This window comes from Corallococcus sp. AS-1-12 (genome assembly GCF_020036995.1).
Lineage (GTDB): Bacteria > Myxococcota > Myxococcia > Myxococcales > Myxococcaceae > Corallococcus.
Genome location: NZ_JAIQDD010000003.1, coordinates 69,568 through 86,041 on the forward strand (window position 1 = coordinate 69,568; position 16,474 = coordinate 86,041).

A 16,474-nucleotide genomic window follows, 5' to 3' on the forward strand; every position below is an offset into this window, starting at 1 on the left:
GGCATGGCGAACGGACGGCGGCTCGTCACGGTGGGACTGCTGGGCCTCTTTTCGGTGCCCGCCTTGGCGGAGGAGGGGGTGCAGGGGCGGGTGCAGGAGTTCTTTCTGGGAGATGGAGCGCCGCCTCAGCAGCGGGGGCAGGTGGAGCTGGGCACGGGGCTGGAGTGGACGCGTCAGGACGGTGAGACGCGCTTCGAGCTGCCGGTGCGCGGCGAGTACGGCCTGAGCGACCGTGTGCAGGTGGAAGCGAAGGTGGCGCTGACGACGCCGGAGGATCCGCGAGGGCTGGACACGGCGGAGGCGGGCATCGCCCTGGCGCTGGTCAATGACAGACGGCGGGGCTTCACGCTGAGCCTGGGCATGGACCTGGAGGCCACGCGAGACCTCACGGACGACCGCTTCCGCCCGGGCTTCGAGCCCTACCTGTTGGCGTATCAGGACGTGGGGCCGGTGGGCTTCAACCTCCAGTTGAAGGCGGAGGAGCTGCCCGGGGTGCGCGGCCTGGGAAGCGAGCTGCATCCGGACTTCGCGGCCGGAGCGGTGCTGGCCCTGGGGCCGCTGCGGCCCATGGTGGAGGCCGGGTGGAGGGACGAGGACGGAACGTCCACCTTGCTCCTGTCACCGGGGCTCCTGGCGCGCCCGCTGAAGTCCCTGGAGTTCGGAGTGTCGGTGCCCTGGAGGCTCCACGCGGGAGGAGCCCGCGACGTGGGCGTGATGGGGATGCTGACGTGGCAGGGCGGTGGGGCGTAGGCTCAGGCGTCTGAGAACTTCAGGTTCCCAGCCCTCCATTCACTGAGCGTCATCTCGGCGTCGAGCCTCACTTGCAAGCAGCTCAATGGGCTCAACACTGGCGCGGTCAAGGCTCCACGCGTCCTCCCACAAGAGGGAAGCGTTCATAGGTGCGCAGGAGCACTTCGAGATGGGCGGGGTTGGTGAAATCGAGCGGCGCATCCGTGAGCTGCACGAGCCATCCCCCCGTCTGTGTGTGCCGCGCTCGGGACAGCAGGTCCGCGTCACGGGCCGGGTCGGGAAACCCGATGGCGCGTGCGGCAGCGGCCGACCAGTAGTTCATCCATCCCAGATGGTAGGGCACAGCGGGTGTTCGGATGTGCCATGGCAGCTTGAGTATGGGGAGCCCACGAGGTGAATGCTCGGGGCCTTGGGGCGAATGGCGCATCTGCCTGGCGAGTTCCGAACCCATGCCTTCCGGTGAAGCGTGTCCCCAGGATGCACGAGCGCTTTCCGCGAGTCCCTCCAACACACGTGATGCCGCCGCGATGCCATCTGCGTCGAACGGAATGCTCGCATGGACTTCGAGGACTGCGTGTCCGCTGGGCCCGGGCATCGTCGGACGTTCCCTGGCCGAAATCATCACGGGATGATCCTCATCATTGTTGCAGAGGAGCGGAAAGCCACCGTTCGCCCTGGCCCCATCGAGCCAATCATCGCGCTGAGGCAATTCGACGAGCCGGCCATCGTTGGAGACCATCCACGTCAGGCACACGCCGGAGAGCGCCTGTTCCATGGCCCGAACGACCTCTGCCGGGCGGCTGTCGTTACCTGCGAGAACGGGTGCATAGACACTGATGCCAAGGGCTTCTCTAGAGGCAGGCATTTCAGCACCACTCCATGACGACGACCTTGAGTGTGAAGTCCGCTCGCTCGAGCATTGCCTTGTGGGCCTCTGAGCGGACGCCGATGACGAAGTCATAGCCACATGCCGCGGCAAGGGCGCGCTCACGCTGTGCCTCCTTGACCTGCTTGTCGAGCTCCGCTTGCCGGACGAAGGGGTTGTAGGTCTCGATGTCATTCGTCTTGACCTCCCACAGCGTCAGCGTGGCGAGTTGGAGCGCATCGAAGGCCTTTCCGTTGATGAGGACGTTGGCGCCGCGGAATGCGTTGGACGGGATGTTGTCGGCACACTTGTTATGCAGAGGGTGGCCTCCCTTGGGAGGAATCCGTCTGGGCGTGCATTCCGGGGGACGGTCACGGGGCTCCAGTCCTGGCGGGACAGGAGGAAACCAATCCCGTCCTGAAGAGGCCCCATCCGGCATTGGGGCATGAACTGGCGAGGACTCCTGCGCGGCGGGCTCCGGCTCGGACGTGGGGCGTGCTTTCTCGGGATACATCCCCTTCAGCTCGTATGCGTCCATTGCCTCCTTGATGGCGACGCCCACCACGACCACTCCGACGACAATCACCACCCCCACGACGATCTCCGGCGCTGCCAGGACGCAGACCCCAAGTCCCAGCGCAGCGGCCTCCGCGGAGGCCACCGTGCATCTCCCAGTCGGATCGTGGAATCGGATCCGGTCATGGTCCAGAGCGCGAAAGCATCGCTCCGCCAGCACAGGCCAGGATTGGGAGGCCTCGCGAACGGCGCATCGACCCTGGTCTCTCCACGGCAGCGACGCCGCCCGATGGAGGTTGGTGAGCCTCTGGTTTTGGGCCGCGGGTTGCTTCAAGCCAGGTGCGGGCGATGCACAGGCCGACAGAAACAGGAGCAGCGCGATGCAGGCATGATTGCGCATGGCGGCGTCCTGGTGGCTCACAGCGACGGCGCGAGCAGCACGACGGAGTAGCCCACCGACGTGCGCGCGCCGGGGTTCTCGTAGGAGTGCTTCTGGTCTCCCCGGAAGACGACGACGTCACCGGCTTCGAGGATGAACCGCTCGCCGCTGGCCACCAGCGCGATGGTGCCGGACTCACAAGCCAGGTACTCACGCGTGCCCGGCGTGTGGGGCACGCCGGTGATGCGCGCCTTGGGCGGCAGCTCCAGCCGGTCGAACTCCATGCCCGGCAGCGGATCCGGCAGCAGCTTGCGCAGGAAGGCCGCGCCTCGCTGCTTCATGGGCAGGCTGTCTCGCCGGTAGTGCCGGGCGCTCGCCTTGGGCCGGGCCAGCAGCTCCTCCAGGGACACCTGGAGCGCTCCCGCCACCCGGTGCAGCACCGACAGCGTGGGGTTCGCCGCTCCAGACTCCAGATGCGCCCAGGTGGCCCGGGGCACGCCCGCCAGCTTCGCCAACTGCACCTGCGTGGCCCCTCGCGTCTCCCGCAGCGTCCTCAGGTTGCGCGCCAGCCTGCCGGGAAGGTCCTCATCGCTCATGCGCTGGCATTCTGCCAACGCATTGGCGCCCATGCCATCTCGTCGGAGCTCCTCCGCTATCGCCTCGCTGCTTCGGACGCGTGACGCGTCACTGGAGCGTGGCGCCCGGCTCCAGCTCCACCTTCACCCAGCCCGGCTTGCGCAGGTCGAAGTTGCGGTACGCGTCGATGGCGGAGGCCATGGACTTCACGTGGCTCAGGATGGCCGTGGGGTCCACCGCGCCGGAGCGCACCAGCTCCAGCAGCTTGGGGATGTACTTGCGGTGGTTGCAGTTGCCCATACGCAGGGTGAGGTTCTTGTTCATCGCCTCGCCAATGGGGAACGCGTTCATCGTCTGCGGGTACACGCCAATGATGGACAGCGTGCCCGCCTTGGCCAGCGCCTGCACCGCCCACTGCGCGGCCTGCGACGGCGCGTCGCCGGGCACCCAGTTGTCTCCGTCCGGGTTCTGCTTGGGCGCGACCTGCTCCACCTCGCGCTTGAACTCGGGCTTCTCCGCCCTGGCCTTCCTGGCGGCCGGGCCGAGGTGCGCGTGCTGCGCGTCCACGCCCACCGCGTCGATGGCGCGGTCCACGCCGATGCCGCCGGTGAAGCGCTTGAGCGTCTCCACCGGGTCCTCCTCCTCGAAGTGGATGACCTCCGCGCCCTGGGCCTTCGCGAGCGCCAGCCGGTCCTCGTGGCAGTCGATGGCGAAGATGCGCCCCGCGCCCAACAGCTTCGCGCTCACGATGGCGAACAGGCCCACCGGGCCGCAGCCGAACACCGCCACGGTGTCACCCGGTTTGATCTCCGCCATCTCCGCGCCGAAGTAGCCCGTGGGGAAGATGTCGGAGACCAGGATGGCCTGGTCGTCGGTGACGCCCTCGGGCACCTTCACCATGGTGACCGCCGCGTGCGGGATGCGCGCCTTCTCCGCCTGCATGCCGTCGAAGGGGCCTGTCATCTCCGGGCCGCCGAAGAAGGCCGTGCCCGCGTCGGGGCCATGGGGGTTCGCGTCGTTGCACTGGGCATAGTAGCCCGCGCGGCAGTACGAGCAGTTGCCGCACCCGATGGTGGAGCAGATGACCACGCGGTCACCCACATTGAAGTTGCGCACGTCCTTGCCCAGCTCCTCGATGACGCCCACGCCTTCGTGGCCGAGGATGGTGCCGGGCTTCATGCCGGGCATGGTGCCGCGAATCATGTGCAGGTCCGTGCCGCAGATGGCGCTGGCGGTCAGCCGGATGATGGCGTCCGTGGGCTCCTTCAGCTTCGGCTCCGCGACGTCGTCCAGCCGGATGTCCCCGATGCCATGGAAAACGACTGCCTTCATGTTCCGCTCCTTGCCCCGCCAGGGCCTCGAAAGACGTGAAGGCCCACGGCGCTGTCACGAAGGCGCACGGGACCCGTTCGTCTGGACTCTGGCCACGGCGGTGGAGCGGGGCAGGACGGGCGCAGCGCTCCCTCCACAGGAGGGCGGGCGGGGAGGCCGGCCCTAGCGCCCGGCCGAGTGGACCTGGAATGCGAGCCGCTTGCCGAACACCTTGCGGAAGGCCGCGACCTCGCGCTCGGCGTTCCACAGCTCCAGGTCGAGCGGGTGGCGGGCGTGCAGGTGCAGCGTCACCACCTCGCGGCCGTCCGTCACCTTGAAGTCGCGGATGGGCTGGTGGTGGCTGTGGTCCAGCGCGTTCGCCAGGCGCAACAGCGTGGCCAGCTTGCGCACGCGCCGCGCTTCGGACGGGGTGAGCCCGGCCATGCCGGAGTGGGACAGCTCCGGCTGGGAGCGCCGGTGGTAGCGGGCGACGCGCGCGATGATCTCCCGCTCGCGGTCCGCCAGGCCCGGCAGGTCCGCGTTGTGGATGAGGTAGTACGTGTGGCGGTGGTGGCGCTCGTAGCTGACCGCCGTGCCGATGTCGTGCAGGAGCGCGGCGACCTCCAGGTGCGTGCGCACGGACAGGGGCAACTGGTGCAGCGCGGCCAGTCCGTCGAAGAGGGCCAGGGACATGCGCGCCACCTGGCGGGCGTGCTTCTCGTCGAAGCGGAAGCGCTGGCCCATGGCGAGCGCCGCGTCCGCGAGGCTGCTGTCTTCGCGCGTCTCGTCCTGGCGGTAGAGCAGGTCCACCAGCAGGCCGTCGCGCAGGCCGCGGTTGACGACGCTGACGGACTCCACGCCCAGGTGGCGCGCGACGCCCTCCAGGATGACGGCGCCGGAGACGATGATGTCCGCGCGGCGCGGGTCGAAGCGCTTGCGGCGGCGCTCCGGCGGCATCTTCGCCAGGGTCTCCACGGTCTGGGTGAGCTGTCGCACGGTGGCGTTGCCTCCGTTGTCCGCGGCGGCGAAGCCCACCACGGCGCCAATGGTCCCGGACGAGCCCAGCGCCACGCGGGGCAGGGCGGGGAGCTTCTCCGGGAGCGTCTTGTGGAGGACCTCCTCCACGAAGCCGCGCATCAGCCGCAGTTGCTTGGGCGTCACGGCGCGCGCGGTGTCGAACACCTCCGTGAGGCGCACGGAGCCCAGGGAGAGGCTCCAGAGCTCGTCGGGCTTCTCTCCGGTGGCGATGGCGACCTCCGTGCTGCCACCGCCGATGTCCACGAGGAGCGAGCGGGTGTTGGAGGGCTTCCTGTGCAGCACGCCCAGGCAGATGAGGCGGGCCTCCTCCTTGCCGCTGACGACCTCCAGCTCCAGGCCGGCCTCCTCGTGCACTCGGCGCACGATGTCCTGCTGGTTGCGGGCCTCGCGCAGCGCGCTGGTGGCGACGGCGCGCACCTGGGCCTTGTGGCGGCGGCAGAGCGCGGCGTAGCGGCGCAGGGTGGACAGGAGCCGGTCGGCCGTCTCCGGGGGCATCTCGCCGGTGGTGAAGACGCCCTCGCCGGGGCGGATGGGGTCGCGCTCCTGGTGGAGGGTCTCGAGCGAGCCCTCGGCGTCCGGGCGGGCCAGCTCCAGGCGCACGGCGTTGGTGCCCACATCGATGGCGGCGAGGACGGGGGTCGGGGAGGGGCGTGCGGGAGGGGCCATGGGCTCGCGGACGAAACGCCTGGAGGGGCACGGTCCTTCCGGGCCGTGTCCCTCCGGGTGGGGGCGGTTCCTAGCGTAGCCGTGTGACAGCCGTGTGGCGTTGGTGAAGATGACCTATCAGGGCGGGGAGGCGCCTTCGGGGGCGGTGGCGCCCTCGGCGCGGATGTGGCGGGAGCGCTCCTGCAACTCGCGCCAGTTGGCCTCGTACTGATCGCGGGCCGTCTTCCAGGCATGTCCGTGCGCGTGGCGCAGGTTCTTGAGCAGCTCGCCGGAGGTCTTCAGGCCGCGCGTGATGAAGTCGAGCTCCTCGCGCGTGAGCAGCGAGTCCTCGGCCCGGGTGCGCTGGTGGGCGGCGATCCACCCGTCCATCTGCGCGCCCAGCGCCTTCAGCTCGGCCTCGCGCTGGCGGCGGTAGCCTTCGCGGAGCGCTTCCCACCGGCTGCTGGCCCGGTCCAGGTGCTCACGGAAGCGCCCGCGGGCCTTCTCCGCGCCGGCCTTGACGCGCTCCCAGTCGCGCTCGTCCGCGCGGCGGAGCGCCTGGAGCTCACGGTTGACGTCGTCGCCGAAGGCCTGGGCGCCGGTGAGGACATCGAGGGAGTCCTCGCTGTCGGCCAGGTCCGCCTGGGCTTCGATTTCACGGAAGCGAGCGGTCGCCTCGCGCTGCTCGGCCTCCAGCTTCTGGATGTATGCGTCCCGTTCCGTCATGGCGTCCTCCAGGCACGTTGAATGGATGAAGCATGGGAACGCCCGCGGGGCGGTGCAGGGCGGAGGGGAACGGGAGGCGGAGCGCTCAGTCGAGGAAACGGCGCTGCCAGCGGCGCGTCATGGTGAAGAAGTCACAGTCTTCGGGCCCGGAGCCCTGGTACAGCCAGGGTTCGAGCACGCGCGCGAGCTCCCGGTAGGCAGGCAATGTCTGTCCCTGCTCGGCGTCACCGGCCTCCGGCCACGGGCCCAGCGTGACGACAGCCCGGTCCGGTCCCAGTGCCTGCACGGTGGTGCCCGGCGAGTGCAGCCGGGAGCGCAGCCCTTCCACTCCCCCCAGTTCTTGGAGGACCGGTGGACCCAGGAAGTTCATCCAGGCCGGGGCGCGCACGCGGGTTCCCAGGTCCCGGGCCACGTCGTCCAGGTTGGGCACATCCATGGCCGGATGGCGGGAACTCAGTGCCTTCACCTCATCGCGGACGACAGATGCCAGGGGCTCGCCGTTGAATGAAAGGCCCGCCTGGCCCGAGCTGAAGGGGAGGGCGCTGGCAATCTCAATCGCCAGTGCTCGGAAGCGCTCGGGCCCCTGGGCTTCCAGGAACTCCGTGGGAAAGGTCAGTTGCAGTGCGCTGACCGCGTTCGGCCAATGGAGGTCTTCGGGGGGACGGTCGAGCGCGTACCCCACGTAATGGAACTTGTACCGATGGCTTTCCGAGTAAGGGTCGGAGGTGGTGGCGGCACCCAGCAATTGAAGATGGCTGACATCTCCATCGTGAATCCGCTGGTAGATGAGCTGCCAACCCTCCGTGTCGAGTGTCTGCCATTGTCCGTCGAGATCTCCATAGAAGCCCAGAGTGTCCTTCCCAATGGCCTTGCGATACAGGTCGAGCGCTCGCTGTATCCGAGGCTTCAAGGCGTTGTGCGCATGCGGCATGAAGAGACACAACTGGAGGCCGTCGTTCACGGCGAGGAAGTCCGGCTCGAAGTCACTCTTGATGTAGATCCGGACGCGGGGCAGGTTTGTCATTCGAGGACTCCCCATCTGGGAATGACGCGAAGCACCTGGCCAGGGGCTAGATTGAAGGCGTCCATATAGGTGTTTTTCTGTGTCGGTTCAGTGGACGAAGGGTTCTTTGAAAGGGGCCGCCACCCGGGCGCGCCCCTCGTGGCGGCGTTCGAACAGAAGAACTTGAAATCGTAGACCGCGCTGACCCGGATGGGGTCACCGGTGTGGATGACGATGTCCGGTGAGAGGGTCCCCTTCAGCTCGTACAGGAAGCGGGGTTGCTTGAGCAGTTCGACCTCTTCGTGACTCAAGGGAGTGAAGGTGCCAGTGTATTGAGCAGGGCGGTAGGTCGGCTCGATGCTGAAGCGCCCCGGAATCACGGCCTCCAGGCCCTCTCCGGCGCATGCCAGCGCCACGGCGTGCATCTGTTCCCCCAGCCAGATGGCGCGGGACACGGTCTCACCCCGAGCATTGCGAACCAGTTCGTTGCACTGCGCGACCGTAGGGTCCCTCCCGTCCTGGTACCGGAGCAGCACCTCCGTCCGCGCCTGATCCGCGCATTGCTTCAGCACGGACTCCACCGCGCGTTTCGCCTCCGCGTCCATGGCCAGCTTCGCCCCCGCCATCAGCGTGGCCACCTGCGCCGCGCGCGGGACGGGCATCACCGACTCCGGCCCGGTGCACAGCGCCGGCTGGGTCCGGCAGGTGTTCGACACCGAGTCCATGCCCTGCTGCGCATACGTGCGCGGACGTGGCCCCGCGCAGCCGCCCAGCCCCAGGCCCAGCAGCAGCCACAGTCCACGCATCCACGGTCGCAGTGCCATGTCGCCATCCTGCCAGTCCCCGGGCTCCGGGTAGGCCCCCTGGCGCGAGACAGCGACACCGCGCCTTTCCATCACACCTGTGCGAATCCGCCCCGCCAGGGAGGGCCCATCGACGCATGAGACGTGAATCGATACCCTGCGACCCGTGACCGTCGCCGCCGCAGAGAAGAGTGAGAGGATCCGTCACCGCAAGATTGGCGCCTGCCGCGTGCTCGGCGAGCTGGGCCGGGGCGGCATGGCGCTCGTGTATCGCGGCCTGCATGAGCTGCTCCAGCGCGAGGTCGCCATCAAGGAGCTGCTCCCCGAAGGCCAGCGCGACCAGGAGGCCCTGTCCCGCTTCCGCCGCGAGGCGCTGGCGCTCGCCGCCTTCCGCCACCAGAACATCGTCACGCTCTATGACCTGGTGGAGAAGAACGACAGCCTCTTCATGGTCATGGAGTACGTGGACGGCCCCACCCTCCACGGCCTCATCAAGGACGGCCCGCTGCCCCCGGACGTCGCCGCCGTCATCGGCGCGCGCATCGCCAGCGCGCTCGACCACGCCCACTTCCGCCGCATCATCCACCGCGACCTGAAGCCCGCGAACGTCATGCTCACCAAGTCCGGTGAGGTGAAGCTCATGGACTTCGGCATCGCCAAGGACGTGAGCCTGGAGGCCCTCACCCAGCAGGGCATGGCCGTGGGCACGCCGTCGTACATGTCCCCGGAGCAGGTGACGGGCGCGCCCATCGACGCGCGGACCGACATCTTCTCCCTGGGCGTGCTCCTCTACGAGGCCCTCTCCGGCACCCGCCCCTTCGTGGGCAAGACGGCCGGCGAGGTGTTCGCCCGCATCCGCGACGGCAAGTTCATCCCCCTCCAGAAGGTGGCCCCGCACGTGCCGCCACCGCTCGCGCGCATCGTGAAGCGCGCGCTGTCGGTGAAGCCGGAGGCCCGCTTCCCGGACGCCGCGGCCATGCGCCGCGAGCTGGACCTGTTCCTCGCCCACGAGGTGCGCGTGTCCCACCCCGCGCTGCTCGTGGCCTTCCTGCGCTACCGCGAGAAGCTCACGGAGACGGAGGCCCTGGCCCACCTCACCCAGCAGGAGCTGGGCGTGCTGGACGTCTTCGCCACGAAGAAGCCCGCGCGCGCGCCCGGCAGGCTCAAGTGGGTGCTGGCCGCGCTCACCGCTGGCATCGCCGCGGCGGGCACCGGCCTCTACCTGTCCCAGTCCCAGTGGGCGCCGCTGCTGGAGCAGCTCACCCGCTGAGCGGCGCGGGGCTTCAGGCCTGCTTCTTCTTGTCGTGCGTGACGGTGACGATGGTCCCGATGCCGCCGCGCACGAAGAAGTCGCCCACCACGGTGAGCTTGCGCGGCTGGATGGCCTTGATGATGTCGTCCGCGATGGTGTTGGTCACCTTCTCGTGGAAGGCGCCTTCGTTGCGGTAGGACCACATGTACATCTTCAGGCTCTTGAGCTCCACGCAGAGCTGATCCGGCACGTACTTGATGGTGAAGCGCGCGAAGTCCGGCTGGCCCGTGAGCGGGCACAGGCAGGTGAACTCCGGCACGTCGAAGGCGATCTCGTAGTCGCGATCGGCGGCGGGGTTGGGGAAGGTCTGGATTTCCTTGGACGGCTGAGAGGGCATGCGCTGTCGTCTAGCACACGTTCGGCGCGTGTCACCGCCCTCCACGACGTCGCCTCCCCGGCTGCCCGGCCCGGGGCTCTGTTCGGGTCCCAACGTGCCGCGACCCCCGGGGACAGGAGAACGTCCGGGGGTGGTTGGCGATCATGCTCGGGGATTCCTATCTCCCTCCGGCGACCCCTGCTTCGCCCCCTTCCATGCTGCCACCCAATGACGTCGAGGATGTCCTCTCGTGCCTGCCCCAAGCGCTGCTGCGCGTGGGACCCGACCTGCGCGTCCAATGGTGCGAGGCGGGCTTCGCGGCCAAGACGGGCGTGACGCTCTCCCCGGGCAGCACCCTGCTGGAGGCCCTGGAGCCCGGCCGCAGCCTGGACGCCCTGGAGCGCGCCATCCGCGAGCACCGGGCCCACTCCGGCCATGTCATCACCCGCACGCTCCGGCAGGTGCGTGTGCAGGTGAAGCCCACCCACACGGACGGCTCGGCCGGGGCGTGGCTGGTGGTGGAGCCGTCCGGCGTGGACGACGAGGGGGCGTTTTCACAGGCCGTGCGGGAGATTGCCCGCGCGGTGGGTGAGTCGCTGGAGGTGGACCGCGTCTGCTCGGCCGCCGTGGTGTCGCTGGTGCGGTGCGCGCAGGTGCGGCGCGCGGAGGTGTTCCTCTATGAGGAGGACGACGCGACGCTCAAGCGCATGGCGGTGTCGGACCTGGAGGGCCTGGACGCGCCCCAGGACGCGTTCGACCCGTCCGAGGACCCCTACCGTCAGGCCCTGGCCCTGCGCCAGCCGCAGTTGGGCATCCAGCGCGGCTACGGCGACGCGGTGGGCTCCGTGTTCGCGGCGGTGCCGTTGTGCGCGCCGCGCCGCACGGTGGGCCTGCTGCTCATCTACAAGGAACAGGGCGCGTCCTTCTCCGTGCGCGAGCTGGAGATGTGGAGCGCGGCGGCCAGCCAACTGGCGGTGGCGGTGGAGAACGCGCGGCTCTTGCGCGAAGCCCAGTCCGCCCTGCGCGTGCGCGAGGAGTTCATGTCCATCGCGTCGCACGAGCTGAAGACGCCGCTCACGCCGCTGAAGCTGGGCCTGTACTCCATGGAGCGCCGCATCGCCGCCGGGCAGCCGGTGGCGCTCGCGAGCGTGCTCAAGTCGAAGCGGCAGGTGGACCGGCTGGCGGGGCTGGTGGAGGACCTGCTGGACGCGAGCCGCCTGGAGCTGGGCCGGCTGGCGCTGGAGTCGTCGCCGCTGGAGGTGGGGCAGTTGGTGGCGGAGGTGGTGGACCACTTCCGCCACGCCTTCGAGCGCCCCTTCACGGTGGACGTGCCGCACGACGGCGTCTGGGTGCTGGGCGACAGGGACAGGCTGGAGCAGGTGCTGGTGAACCTGCTGGAGAACGCGCACAAGTACAGCCCGGCCGGGGCGCCCATCGCGGTGCGGGTGGGGCGCACGGCGGAGTCGGCGCGCATCCAGGTGCAGGACCACGGCATCGGGATTCCGGGCGCGGACCAGGCGCTGGTGTTCCAGCGCTTCTACCGGGCGCGCAACGTGTCGCACCGCAACTTCGGGGGGCTGGGGCTGGGCCTGTTCATCAGCCACTCCATCGTGAAGATGCACGGCGGCGCGCTGGCGCTGCGCAGCCGCGAGGGCGAGGGCTCCACGTTCCTCCTGGACCTGCCGCGCATGCCCGCGCATGAGGTGCGGAGGCTGCCCCGGCGCGTGCTGGTGTTGGACGAGGACTCGAACCAGGAGGCCACGGCGGAGCGCACCCTGCGGGCGGAGGGCTTCGAGGTCTTCACCGTGCAGAGCGGCGCGGAGGCCCTGCGCAAGGCGACGCACCTGCCGGTGGACCTTATCGTCCTGTCCACGAGCGCCACGCAGTCCGCGGTGGGCAGCTTCCTGGAGACCTTCGCCACGCTGCCCCGAGCGCGGCCGGTGCCCATCCTGCTGGCGGGGGATGCGCGGCCGTGGTGGGCGCAGGAGAACGCCGCGCTGTGTCCCCGGCCGTACCGTCCGGAGGAGCTGCTCGCGGGTGTGCGCACCGTGCTGACGCGCGAGGCGCGCCGGACGCTGACGCCGGTGGAGTCGGAGCTCCCGCTCGTCACGCCCGCGTGAGTCGGTCCTCGCGCAGGGCGCGGTAGTCCGAGGGACGGACTCCCGCCTGTTCCAGCGCCGTGCGCGCACGGGCATCCACGAAGGTGGCCCGCTCCACCTCGCGCTGCGCGGCGTAGCGCGTGGTGACGAGCTCGGGCAGGTGGCCGGGGTGGCACATCCACTCCGTGACGCCTTCGCCAGGCAGCGCCGCCAGGGCCTGGGCGAAGCGCTCCGCCGTCCAGTACGCCGTCGCGCCGGACTCGCCCACGAAGTGGTCGTTCGTGGCCACCCCTCGGGCCCTCAGCGCGCCGCGCATGTCCGCGTCGATGGAGCGCACCGGGAGGCCCGCGCGCCTCGCGACGCGCGACAGTCCCTCCAGGACCTGGGGGTGCCGGTGCAGGTGCTTGTGTACGTCCAGGTGCGTGGCGGCCTGGCCCAGCAGCCGCTCCAGCCGCTCCAACTGCGCGAGCGCCTCCGCCTCCACCACGTCCGCGGGGAGCCCGCCCACGCGGCCGCCGTCGAGGCCTCCGTCCACGGTGCGCCACCCGCTCGGGAATCCGGGGGCCACGGGGGCGCCCCGGTCCAGGTTCAGGTGCAACCCGATGGCGAGTCCCCGGGCCTGCCTCGCGGCGGACTCGGAGTCCGGTGCGTTCACCAGCAGGGTGGCGGAGGAGACGACGCCCTCGCGCATCGCCTGGAGGATGCCCCGGGTGATGCCCGGGTCGTAGCCCAGGTCATCGGCGTTGATGATGAGCGCGCGGGGCGGCGTGACGCGGCCTCCTTCAGGGGCGGGGACGCGCCTGGAAGAAGCGCCACATCTGGAGGGACGCGTCCAGGTCCGTCGTGCCGCCGTTGTAGAGCGGCTGGCCGGGCCACGCATGCTTGCCGCCGGTGACGGTGCACAGGCTCGCGGTGGCGCTCTCCGGCTGGCAGCCCGTATACGCCACGCAGGTGCTGTTGCCCTGCTGATACGTCTGCTGCTGAGGACCGGCGCAGCCGTTGAGCTCCGCGAAGCGGCGCACGGACTCCGGGGCGGACGGGTAGGGCTTGCCGCCGGGGACGTTGCTGCCGCCGTCGTAGAAGATGGTCTCGTCGGCGCTGCCGTGGAAGTGGAGCACGGGGACCGGACGCGACGGGCGGCAGTCCGTCACGCCCTCCATGCCCGACACGGGCGCGATGGCCGCGATGCGCTGGGCGCGCTCACAGGCCAGCCGGTAGGAGAAGAACCCCCCGTTGGAGAAGCCGTTGGCGAAGACGCGGCGCGGGTCCGTGCACACGCGGGTGTCCAGGTCCGCGAGCAGCGCGTCCACGAAGCCCACGTCGTCCACGTTGGCGAGCTGCGCCGGGCCACAGCACGCCTCGCCGTTCCAGCCCCGGGTGTCCGCGTCTCCCCGGCCGTAGACCTCCTGGAAGCTGAGTCCGCGCGGGTACACCGCGATGAAGCCCTCCGCGTCGGCCAGCGAGGAGAAGCCGGTCAGCAGCTCCTGCTCCTGCTCGGTGGAGCCGAAGCCGTGGAAGCTGAGGACGACGGGCGTGGGCTTCGTGGCGTCGTAGCCGGTGGGGACGTGGACGCGGAAGGCGCGGGTGCGGCCGCCGTGCTCGACGGTCCAGTCGTAGGTGCCGGGCGTCACGGTCAGGCCCGAACAGGCCGTGCGGTCCGGGGGAGCCACGTCCCCGGCCGACGTGTCCGGAAGCTCCGTTTCGTCGTCGGGCGGCGTGCCGGAGTCGTCCGTGGCACCGCACGCGGTGGCGGTCAGCAGCAGGCTGGACGCGGCGAGGGCGAGCAAGCGAAGGCGCATGGTGGTGGAAGTTAGTTCCCCGCTCCGCACTCCGCCGCGAGCGCCGCCGACCGGTCCGGGAACCTTTCCGCCAGCGTACGTTTCACCTCGGCCACCCCGGCGGCATCGCCTTCGTGGACGTGGAGTTGGCAACGCGCGGTGAGGGCGCGGGGGTCGTCCGGGGCCAGCCGCTCGGCCTCCCGGTATTCGCGCTCGGCGCCGCGCAGGTCGCCCTGCCGGAAGAGGACGGCCCCCAGGTAGGAGTGGGCCACCGCGAGCGTGGGGGCCTTGCGCTGCGCGCGCTTGAGCAGGGCGGTGGCGTCGTCCAGCTTCTCCTGGCGGAAGCGCACGAAGCCCAGCTCCGCCAGGGACTCGGCGTCGTCGTGCTGGCGCGTCCAGGCGGACAGCACGGTGGCGGCCTCGTCCAGCCGGCCTCCCTGGGACAGGAGCTGGCCGTAGCGGGGCGCGACCTGGGCGGAGCCCGGCGCCTGCGCGTACGCCTTCGCGAGCGCGGTCAGCGCCCCCGGCACGTCACCCTGGCGGGCCCGCAGGTCGGCAAGGGCCAGCGGCGCGCGGACGTCCCTGGGGGCCAGGGCGGTGGCCTCGTCGATGGCGCGCTCCGCGCGCTTGCCCATGCGCAGCTCGGTGGCGGCGCGCGCGGCGAGCAGGTGCGCCTCCGCCTCCTTCGGGAAGCGCGAGGTGTAGGCCTCCGCCAGCGCCAGCGCCTGCGAGTGGGCGCCCGCGTCGAGCAGCAGCGTGCCCGCGCGAGCCAGCTCCCTGGCCGTGGCGCGCACGTCCTTGCCCAGCCCCTCCAGCGCGGACACCTTCGCCTCCGCCGTGGTGGCGGCTTCGGCGGCGGCGAGCCTCGCGGGGGGCGGCAGGTCCGGGCGCCGCAGGTGCCACATGGCCCCCGCGCCCAGTCCGCCCAGCGCGAGCACGCCCGCGACGATGGCCAGGGCCCGCCGCGACCGTGGCGCGCCACGCGACGCCGGCTCGCGAGCCCCTGCCGGAGCGTCACCGCGCGCCTGGCTCCCACCCGGCGCCGGAGCCTGGAGTCCGGCGGCGCCCTCCGCCGGGGAGCCCGGGGTCGAGACCGGAATCTCCGCCGTCACGGGCCGGGTCGCGCCGCGAATCGACACGGTGTGGGTGCCCAGGGGCGGAAGGGGACGTGAGGCCGGCGGAGCGGCGACCGGCGGCGGCACGGGCCAGGACGGGATGCCCTGCACGCCGAACGGCGGGAGCACGTCCATGGTGGGGGCCCCCTCCGCGCCCGAGCTGGAGGGATCCGCGAGCCTCGCGTTGCGCAGCGCCAGCCGCTTGGGGTCGCGGTCCGGCGGAAACAGCGTGTCCAGGTACGCGGCCACCTGCGCGGGCGCGGCGACCTCCGCGGGCCCGCCCAGCCGCTCGATGGCGGCGATGAACGTCTGCAGGCTGTCGAAGCGCGCCTCCGGGTCCTTCGCGAGCGCCTTGAGACACACCGCCTCCAGCGCCTGCGGCACGGACGGGTCGAACGCGGTGGGGGGCTTCGGCCTTCCCTCGGAGATGCGCGTGAGCACCTCCTCGGTGGACATGCCGGTGAAGGGCCGCCGGCCGCACAGTTGCTCGTAGAGCATCACCCCCGCGGCGAACAGGTCCGCGCGGTGGTCCACGCTGCGGCCGGCGATCATCTCCGGCGACATGTAGAAGAACTTCCCCTTCAGCGTCCCGGGCTCCGTCCCCGACCCGAGCGCGTCCGCCTTCGCGATGCCGAAGTCGATGACCTTCACCGCGCCGTTCGCCCCGACGTGGATGTTGTCCGGCGTGAAGTCGCGGTGGACGATTTTCAGCGGCCGGCCCGCCTCGTCCACGGCGCGGTGCGCGGCGTCCAGGCCCCGGCACGCGTCCACCAGCACGCGCAGGGTGATGCCCAGCGGCACGCGCTGGCCGCGCTCGGCGGCCTCCTGCCGCACCTCCGCGAACGAGCGCCCCTCCAACAGCTCCATGGCGATGAAGGGCTCCCCGCCCTCCATGCCCAGCTCCAGGATGGACACCACGTTCGGGTGGCGCACCTGCGCGGTGATGCGCGCCTCGTTGAGGAACATCTGCACGATGCGCCGGTCCCCGGCCAGGTGCGGCATCAGCCGCTTCACCGCCACGGCCGGGCCGCGCTGCCCGTCCAGGCTGATGGCGCGCGCCAGATACACCTCCGCCATGCCGCCCGTCGCGATGCGCGCGCTCAGGCGGTAGCGGCCTGCCCAGGAAACGCCGGGTTCCGACACCAAGGTGGCGGCAGTCTACGGGCCCGCGCCCCCGGCGCCCAACGTCATGACGCGCCGCCTGCCTGCCTGGCCCCGGCCCCCCCGCGCATGCCCCCCGTA

15 protein-coding genes are annotated in these 16,474 nt (G+C 70.7%); 3 read left to right on the plus strand and 12 right to left on the minus strand.

From position 1 onward, the window contains the following. Positions 1-3: 3 nt before the first annotated feature. Positions 4-750, plus strand: a complete 747-nt coding sequence (locus K8556_RS05090; RefSeq protein ID WP_223738886.1) for a hypothetical protein — start codon at positions 4-6, stop codon at positions 748-750. A 106-nt stretch (positions 751-856) separates the two neighbouring features. On the opposite strand, the gene K8556_RS05095 is transcribed toward K8556_RS05090, so the two are convergent. The 8 genes from K8556_RS05095 to K8556_RS05130 all read right to left on the minus strand — a co-directional run bounded on the left by K8556_RS05095 (position 857) and on the right by K8556_RS05130 (position 8,633). Next, entirely contained in the window at positions 857-1,615 is a 759-nt protein-coding gene (locus K8556_RS05095; RefSeq protein WP_223738887.1) for a DUF5953 family protein, read from the minus strand. A 1-nt stretch (position 1,616) separates the two neighbouring features. Further along, entirely contained in the window at positions 1,617-2,276 is a 660-nt protein-coding gene (locus K8556_RS05100; RefSeq protein WP_370639886.1) for a DUF6310 domain-containing protein, read from the minus strand. Positions 2,277-2,548: 272 nt separating this feature from the next. Beyond that, the gene (locus K8556_RS05105) at positions 2,549-3,106 is read right to left on the minus strand and encodes a helix-turn-helix domain-containing protein (protein WP_223738889.1); all 558 of its coding nucleotides are present in this window, start codon (positions 3,104-3,106) and stop codon (positions 2,549-2,551) included. A gap of 88 nt (positions 3,107-3,194) precedes the next feature. Continuing rightward, entirely contained in the window at positions 3,195-4,418 is a 1,224-nt protein-coding gene (locus tag K8556_RS05110) for a zinc-dependent alcohol dehydrogenase (RefSeq protein ID WP_223738890.1), read from the minus strand. A gap of 162 nt (positions 4,419-4,580) precedes the next feature. Then, a complete protein-coding gene (locus K8556_RS05115; protein WP_223738891.1) occupies positions 4,581-6,101 on the minus strand; it encodes a Ppx/GppA phosphatase family protein in 1,521 nt (506 codons plus the stop codon). Positions 6,102-6,218: 117 nt separating this feature from the next. Continuing rightward, positions 6,219-6,806 carry a hypothetical protein gene (locus tag K8556_RS05120; RefSeq protein WP_223738892.1) on the minus strand — a complete coding sequence of 196 codons (588 nt, stop codon included), beginning with the start codon at positions 6,804-6,806 and terminating at the stop codon, positions 6,219-6,221. An 85-nt stretch (positions 6,807-6,891) separates the two neighbouring features. Then, positions 6,892-7,830: a DUF3396 domain-containing protein gene (locus tag K8556_RS05125; RefSeq protein WP_223738893.1), complete on the minus strand. Its 939-nt coding sequence runs from the start codon at positions 7,828-7,830 to the stop codon at positions 6,892-6,894. After that, positions 7,827-8,633 (minus strand): hypothetical protein, encoded by an 807-nt coding sequence (locus K8556_RS05130; RefSeq protein ID WP_223738894.1) that lies wholly within the window; start codon positions 8,631-8,633, stop codon positions 7,827-7,829. The genes K8556_RS05125 and K8556_RS05130 overlap by 4 nt, the downstream gene beginning before the upstream one ends. A gap of 235 nt (positions 8,634-8,868) precedes the next feature. Here K8556_RS05130 and K8556_RS05135 point away from each other — a divergent pair, with 235 nt between their 5' ends. Then, positions 8,869-9,882 (plus strand): serine/threonine-protein kinase, encoded by a 1,014-nt coding sequence (locus K8556_RS05135; RefSeq protein WP_370639892.1) that lies wholly within the window; start codon positions 8,869-8,871, stop codon positions 9,880-9,882. 13 nt (positions 9,883-9,895) lie between these two features. Here the strand turns inward: K8556_RS05135 and queF are convergent, their stop codons facing one another. Continuing rightward, positions 9,896-10,261 (minus strand): preQ(1) synthase, encoded by a 366-nt coding sequence (gene queF / locus K8556_RS05140; RefSeq protein WP_043322193.1) that lies wholly within the window; start codon positions 10,259-10,261, stop codon positions 9,896-9,898. A gap of 194 nt (positions 10,262-10,455) precedes the next feature. Between queF and K8556_RS05145 the strand changes: the two genes are divergently transcribed. Further along, entirely contained in the window at positions 10,456-12,360 is a 1,905-nt protein-coding gene (locus K8556_RS05145) for an ATP-binding protein (RefSeq protein WP_223738896.1), read from the plus strand. On the opposite strand, the gene K8556_RS05150 is transcribed toward K8556_RS05145, so the two are convergent. Genes K8556_RS05150 through K8556_RS05160 form a run of 3 tightly spaced genes read right to left on the minus strand, consistent with a single transcriptional unit; the run spans position 12,347 to position 16,309 of the window. Beyond that, a complete protein-coding gene (locus K8556_RS05150; RefSeq protein ID WP_223738897.1) occupies positions 12,347-13,219 on the minus strand; it encodes a carbohydrate deacetylase in 873 nt (290 codons plus the stop codon). The genes K8556_RS05145 and K8556_RS05150 overlap by 14 nt on opposite strands. Next, positions 13,122-14,138 (minus strand): PHB depolymerase family esterase, encoded by a 1,017-nt coding sequence (locus K8556_RS05155; RefSeq protein WP_223738898.1) that lies wholly within the window; start codon positions 14,136-14,138, stop codon positions 13,122-13,124. Before K8556_RS05155 ends, K8556_RS05150 begins: the two co-directional genes overlap by 98 nt. A gap of 11 nt (positions 14,139-14,149) precedes the next feature. Then, positions 14,150-16,309, minus strand: coding sequence for a protein kinase (locus K8556_RS05160; protein WP_370639893.1), 2,160 nt, complete (start codon positions 16,307-16,309; stop codon positions 14,150-14,152). Positions 16,310-16,474 lie beyond the last annotated feature (165 nt).

Bases quoted from the DNA above. Each gene is read 5' to 3' on its own strand.
- K8556_RS05090 (WP_223738886.1), top strand. From the start codon at position 4: ATGGCGAACGGACGGCGGCTCGTCACGGTGGGACTGCTGGGCCTCTTT.
- K8556_RS05095 (WP_223738887.1), bottom strand. From the start codon at position 1,615: ATGCCTGCCTCTAGAGAAGCCCTTGGCATCAGTGTCTATGCACCCGTT.
- K8556_RS05105 (WP_223738889.1), bottom strand. From the start codon at position 3,106: ATGAGCGATGAGGACCTTCCCGGCAGGCTGGCGCGCAACCTGAGGACG.
- K8556_RS05110 (WP_223738890.1), bottom strand. From the start codon at position 4,418: ATGAAGGCAGTCGTTTTCCATGGCATCGGGGACATCCGGCTGGACGAC.
- K8556_RS05115 (WP_223738891.1), bottom strand. From the start codon at position 6,101: ATGGCCCCTCCCGCACGCCCCTCCCCGACCCCCGTCCTCGCCGCCATC.
- K8556_RS05120 (WP_223738892.1), bottom strand. From the start codon at position 6,806: ATGACGGAACGGGACGCATACATCCAGAAGCTGGAGGCCGAGCAGCGC.
- K8556_RS05125 (WP_223738893.1), bottom strand. From the start codon at position 7,830: ATGACAAACCTGCCCCGCGTCCGGATCTACATCAAGAGTGACTTCGAG.
- K8556_RS05130 (WP_223738894.1), bottom strand. From the start codon at position 8,633: ATGGCACTGCGACCGTGGATGCGTGGACTGTGGCTGCTGCTGGGCCTG.
- K8556_RS05135 (WP_370639892.1), top strand. From the start codon at position 8,869: ATGGCGCTCGTGTATCGCGGCCTGCATGAGCTGCTCCAGCGCGAGGTC.
- queF (WP_043322193.1), bottom strand. From the start codon at position 10,261: ATGCCCTCTCAGCCGTCCAAGGAAATCCAGACCTTCCCCAACCCCGCC.
- K8556_RS05145 (WP_223738896.1), top strand. From the start codon at position 10,456: ATGCTGCCACCCAATGACGTCGAGGATGTCCTCTCGTGCCTGCCCCAA.
- K8556_RS05150 (WP_223738897.1), bottom strand. From the start codon at position 13,219: ATGCGTGGCCCGGCCAGCCGCTCTACAACGGCGGCACGACGGACCTGG.
- K8556_RS05155 (WP_223738898.1), bottom strand. From the start codon at position 14,138: ATGCGCCTTCGCTTGCTCGCCCTCGCCGCGTCCAGCCTGCTGCTGACC.
- K8556_RS05160 (WP_370639893.1), bottom strand. From the start codon at position 16,309: ATGGCGGAGGTGTATCTGGCGCGCGCCATCAGCCTGGACGGGCAGCGC.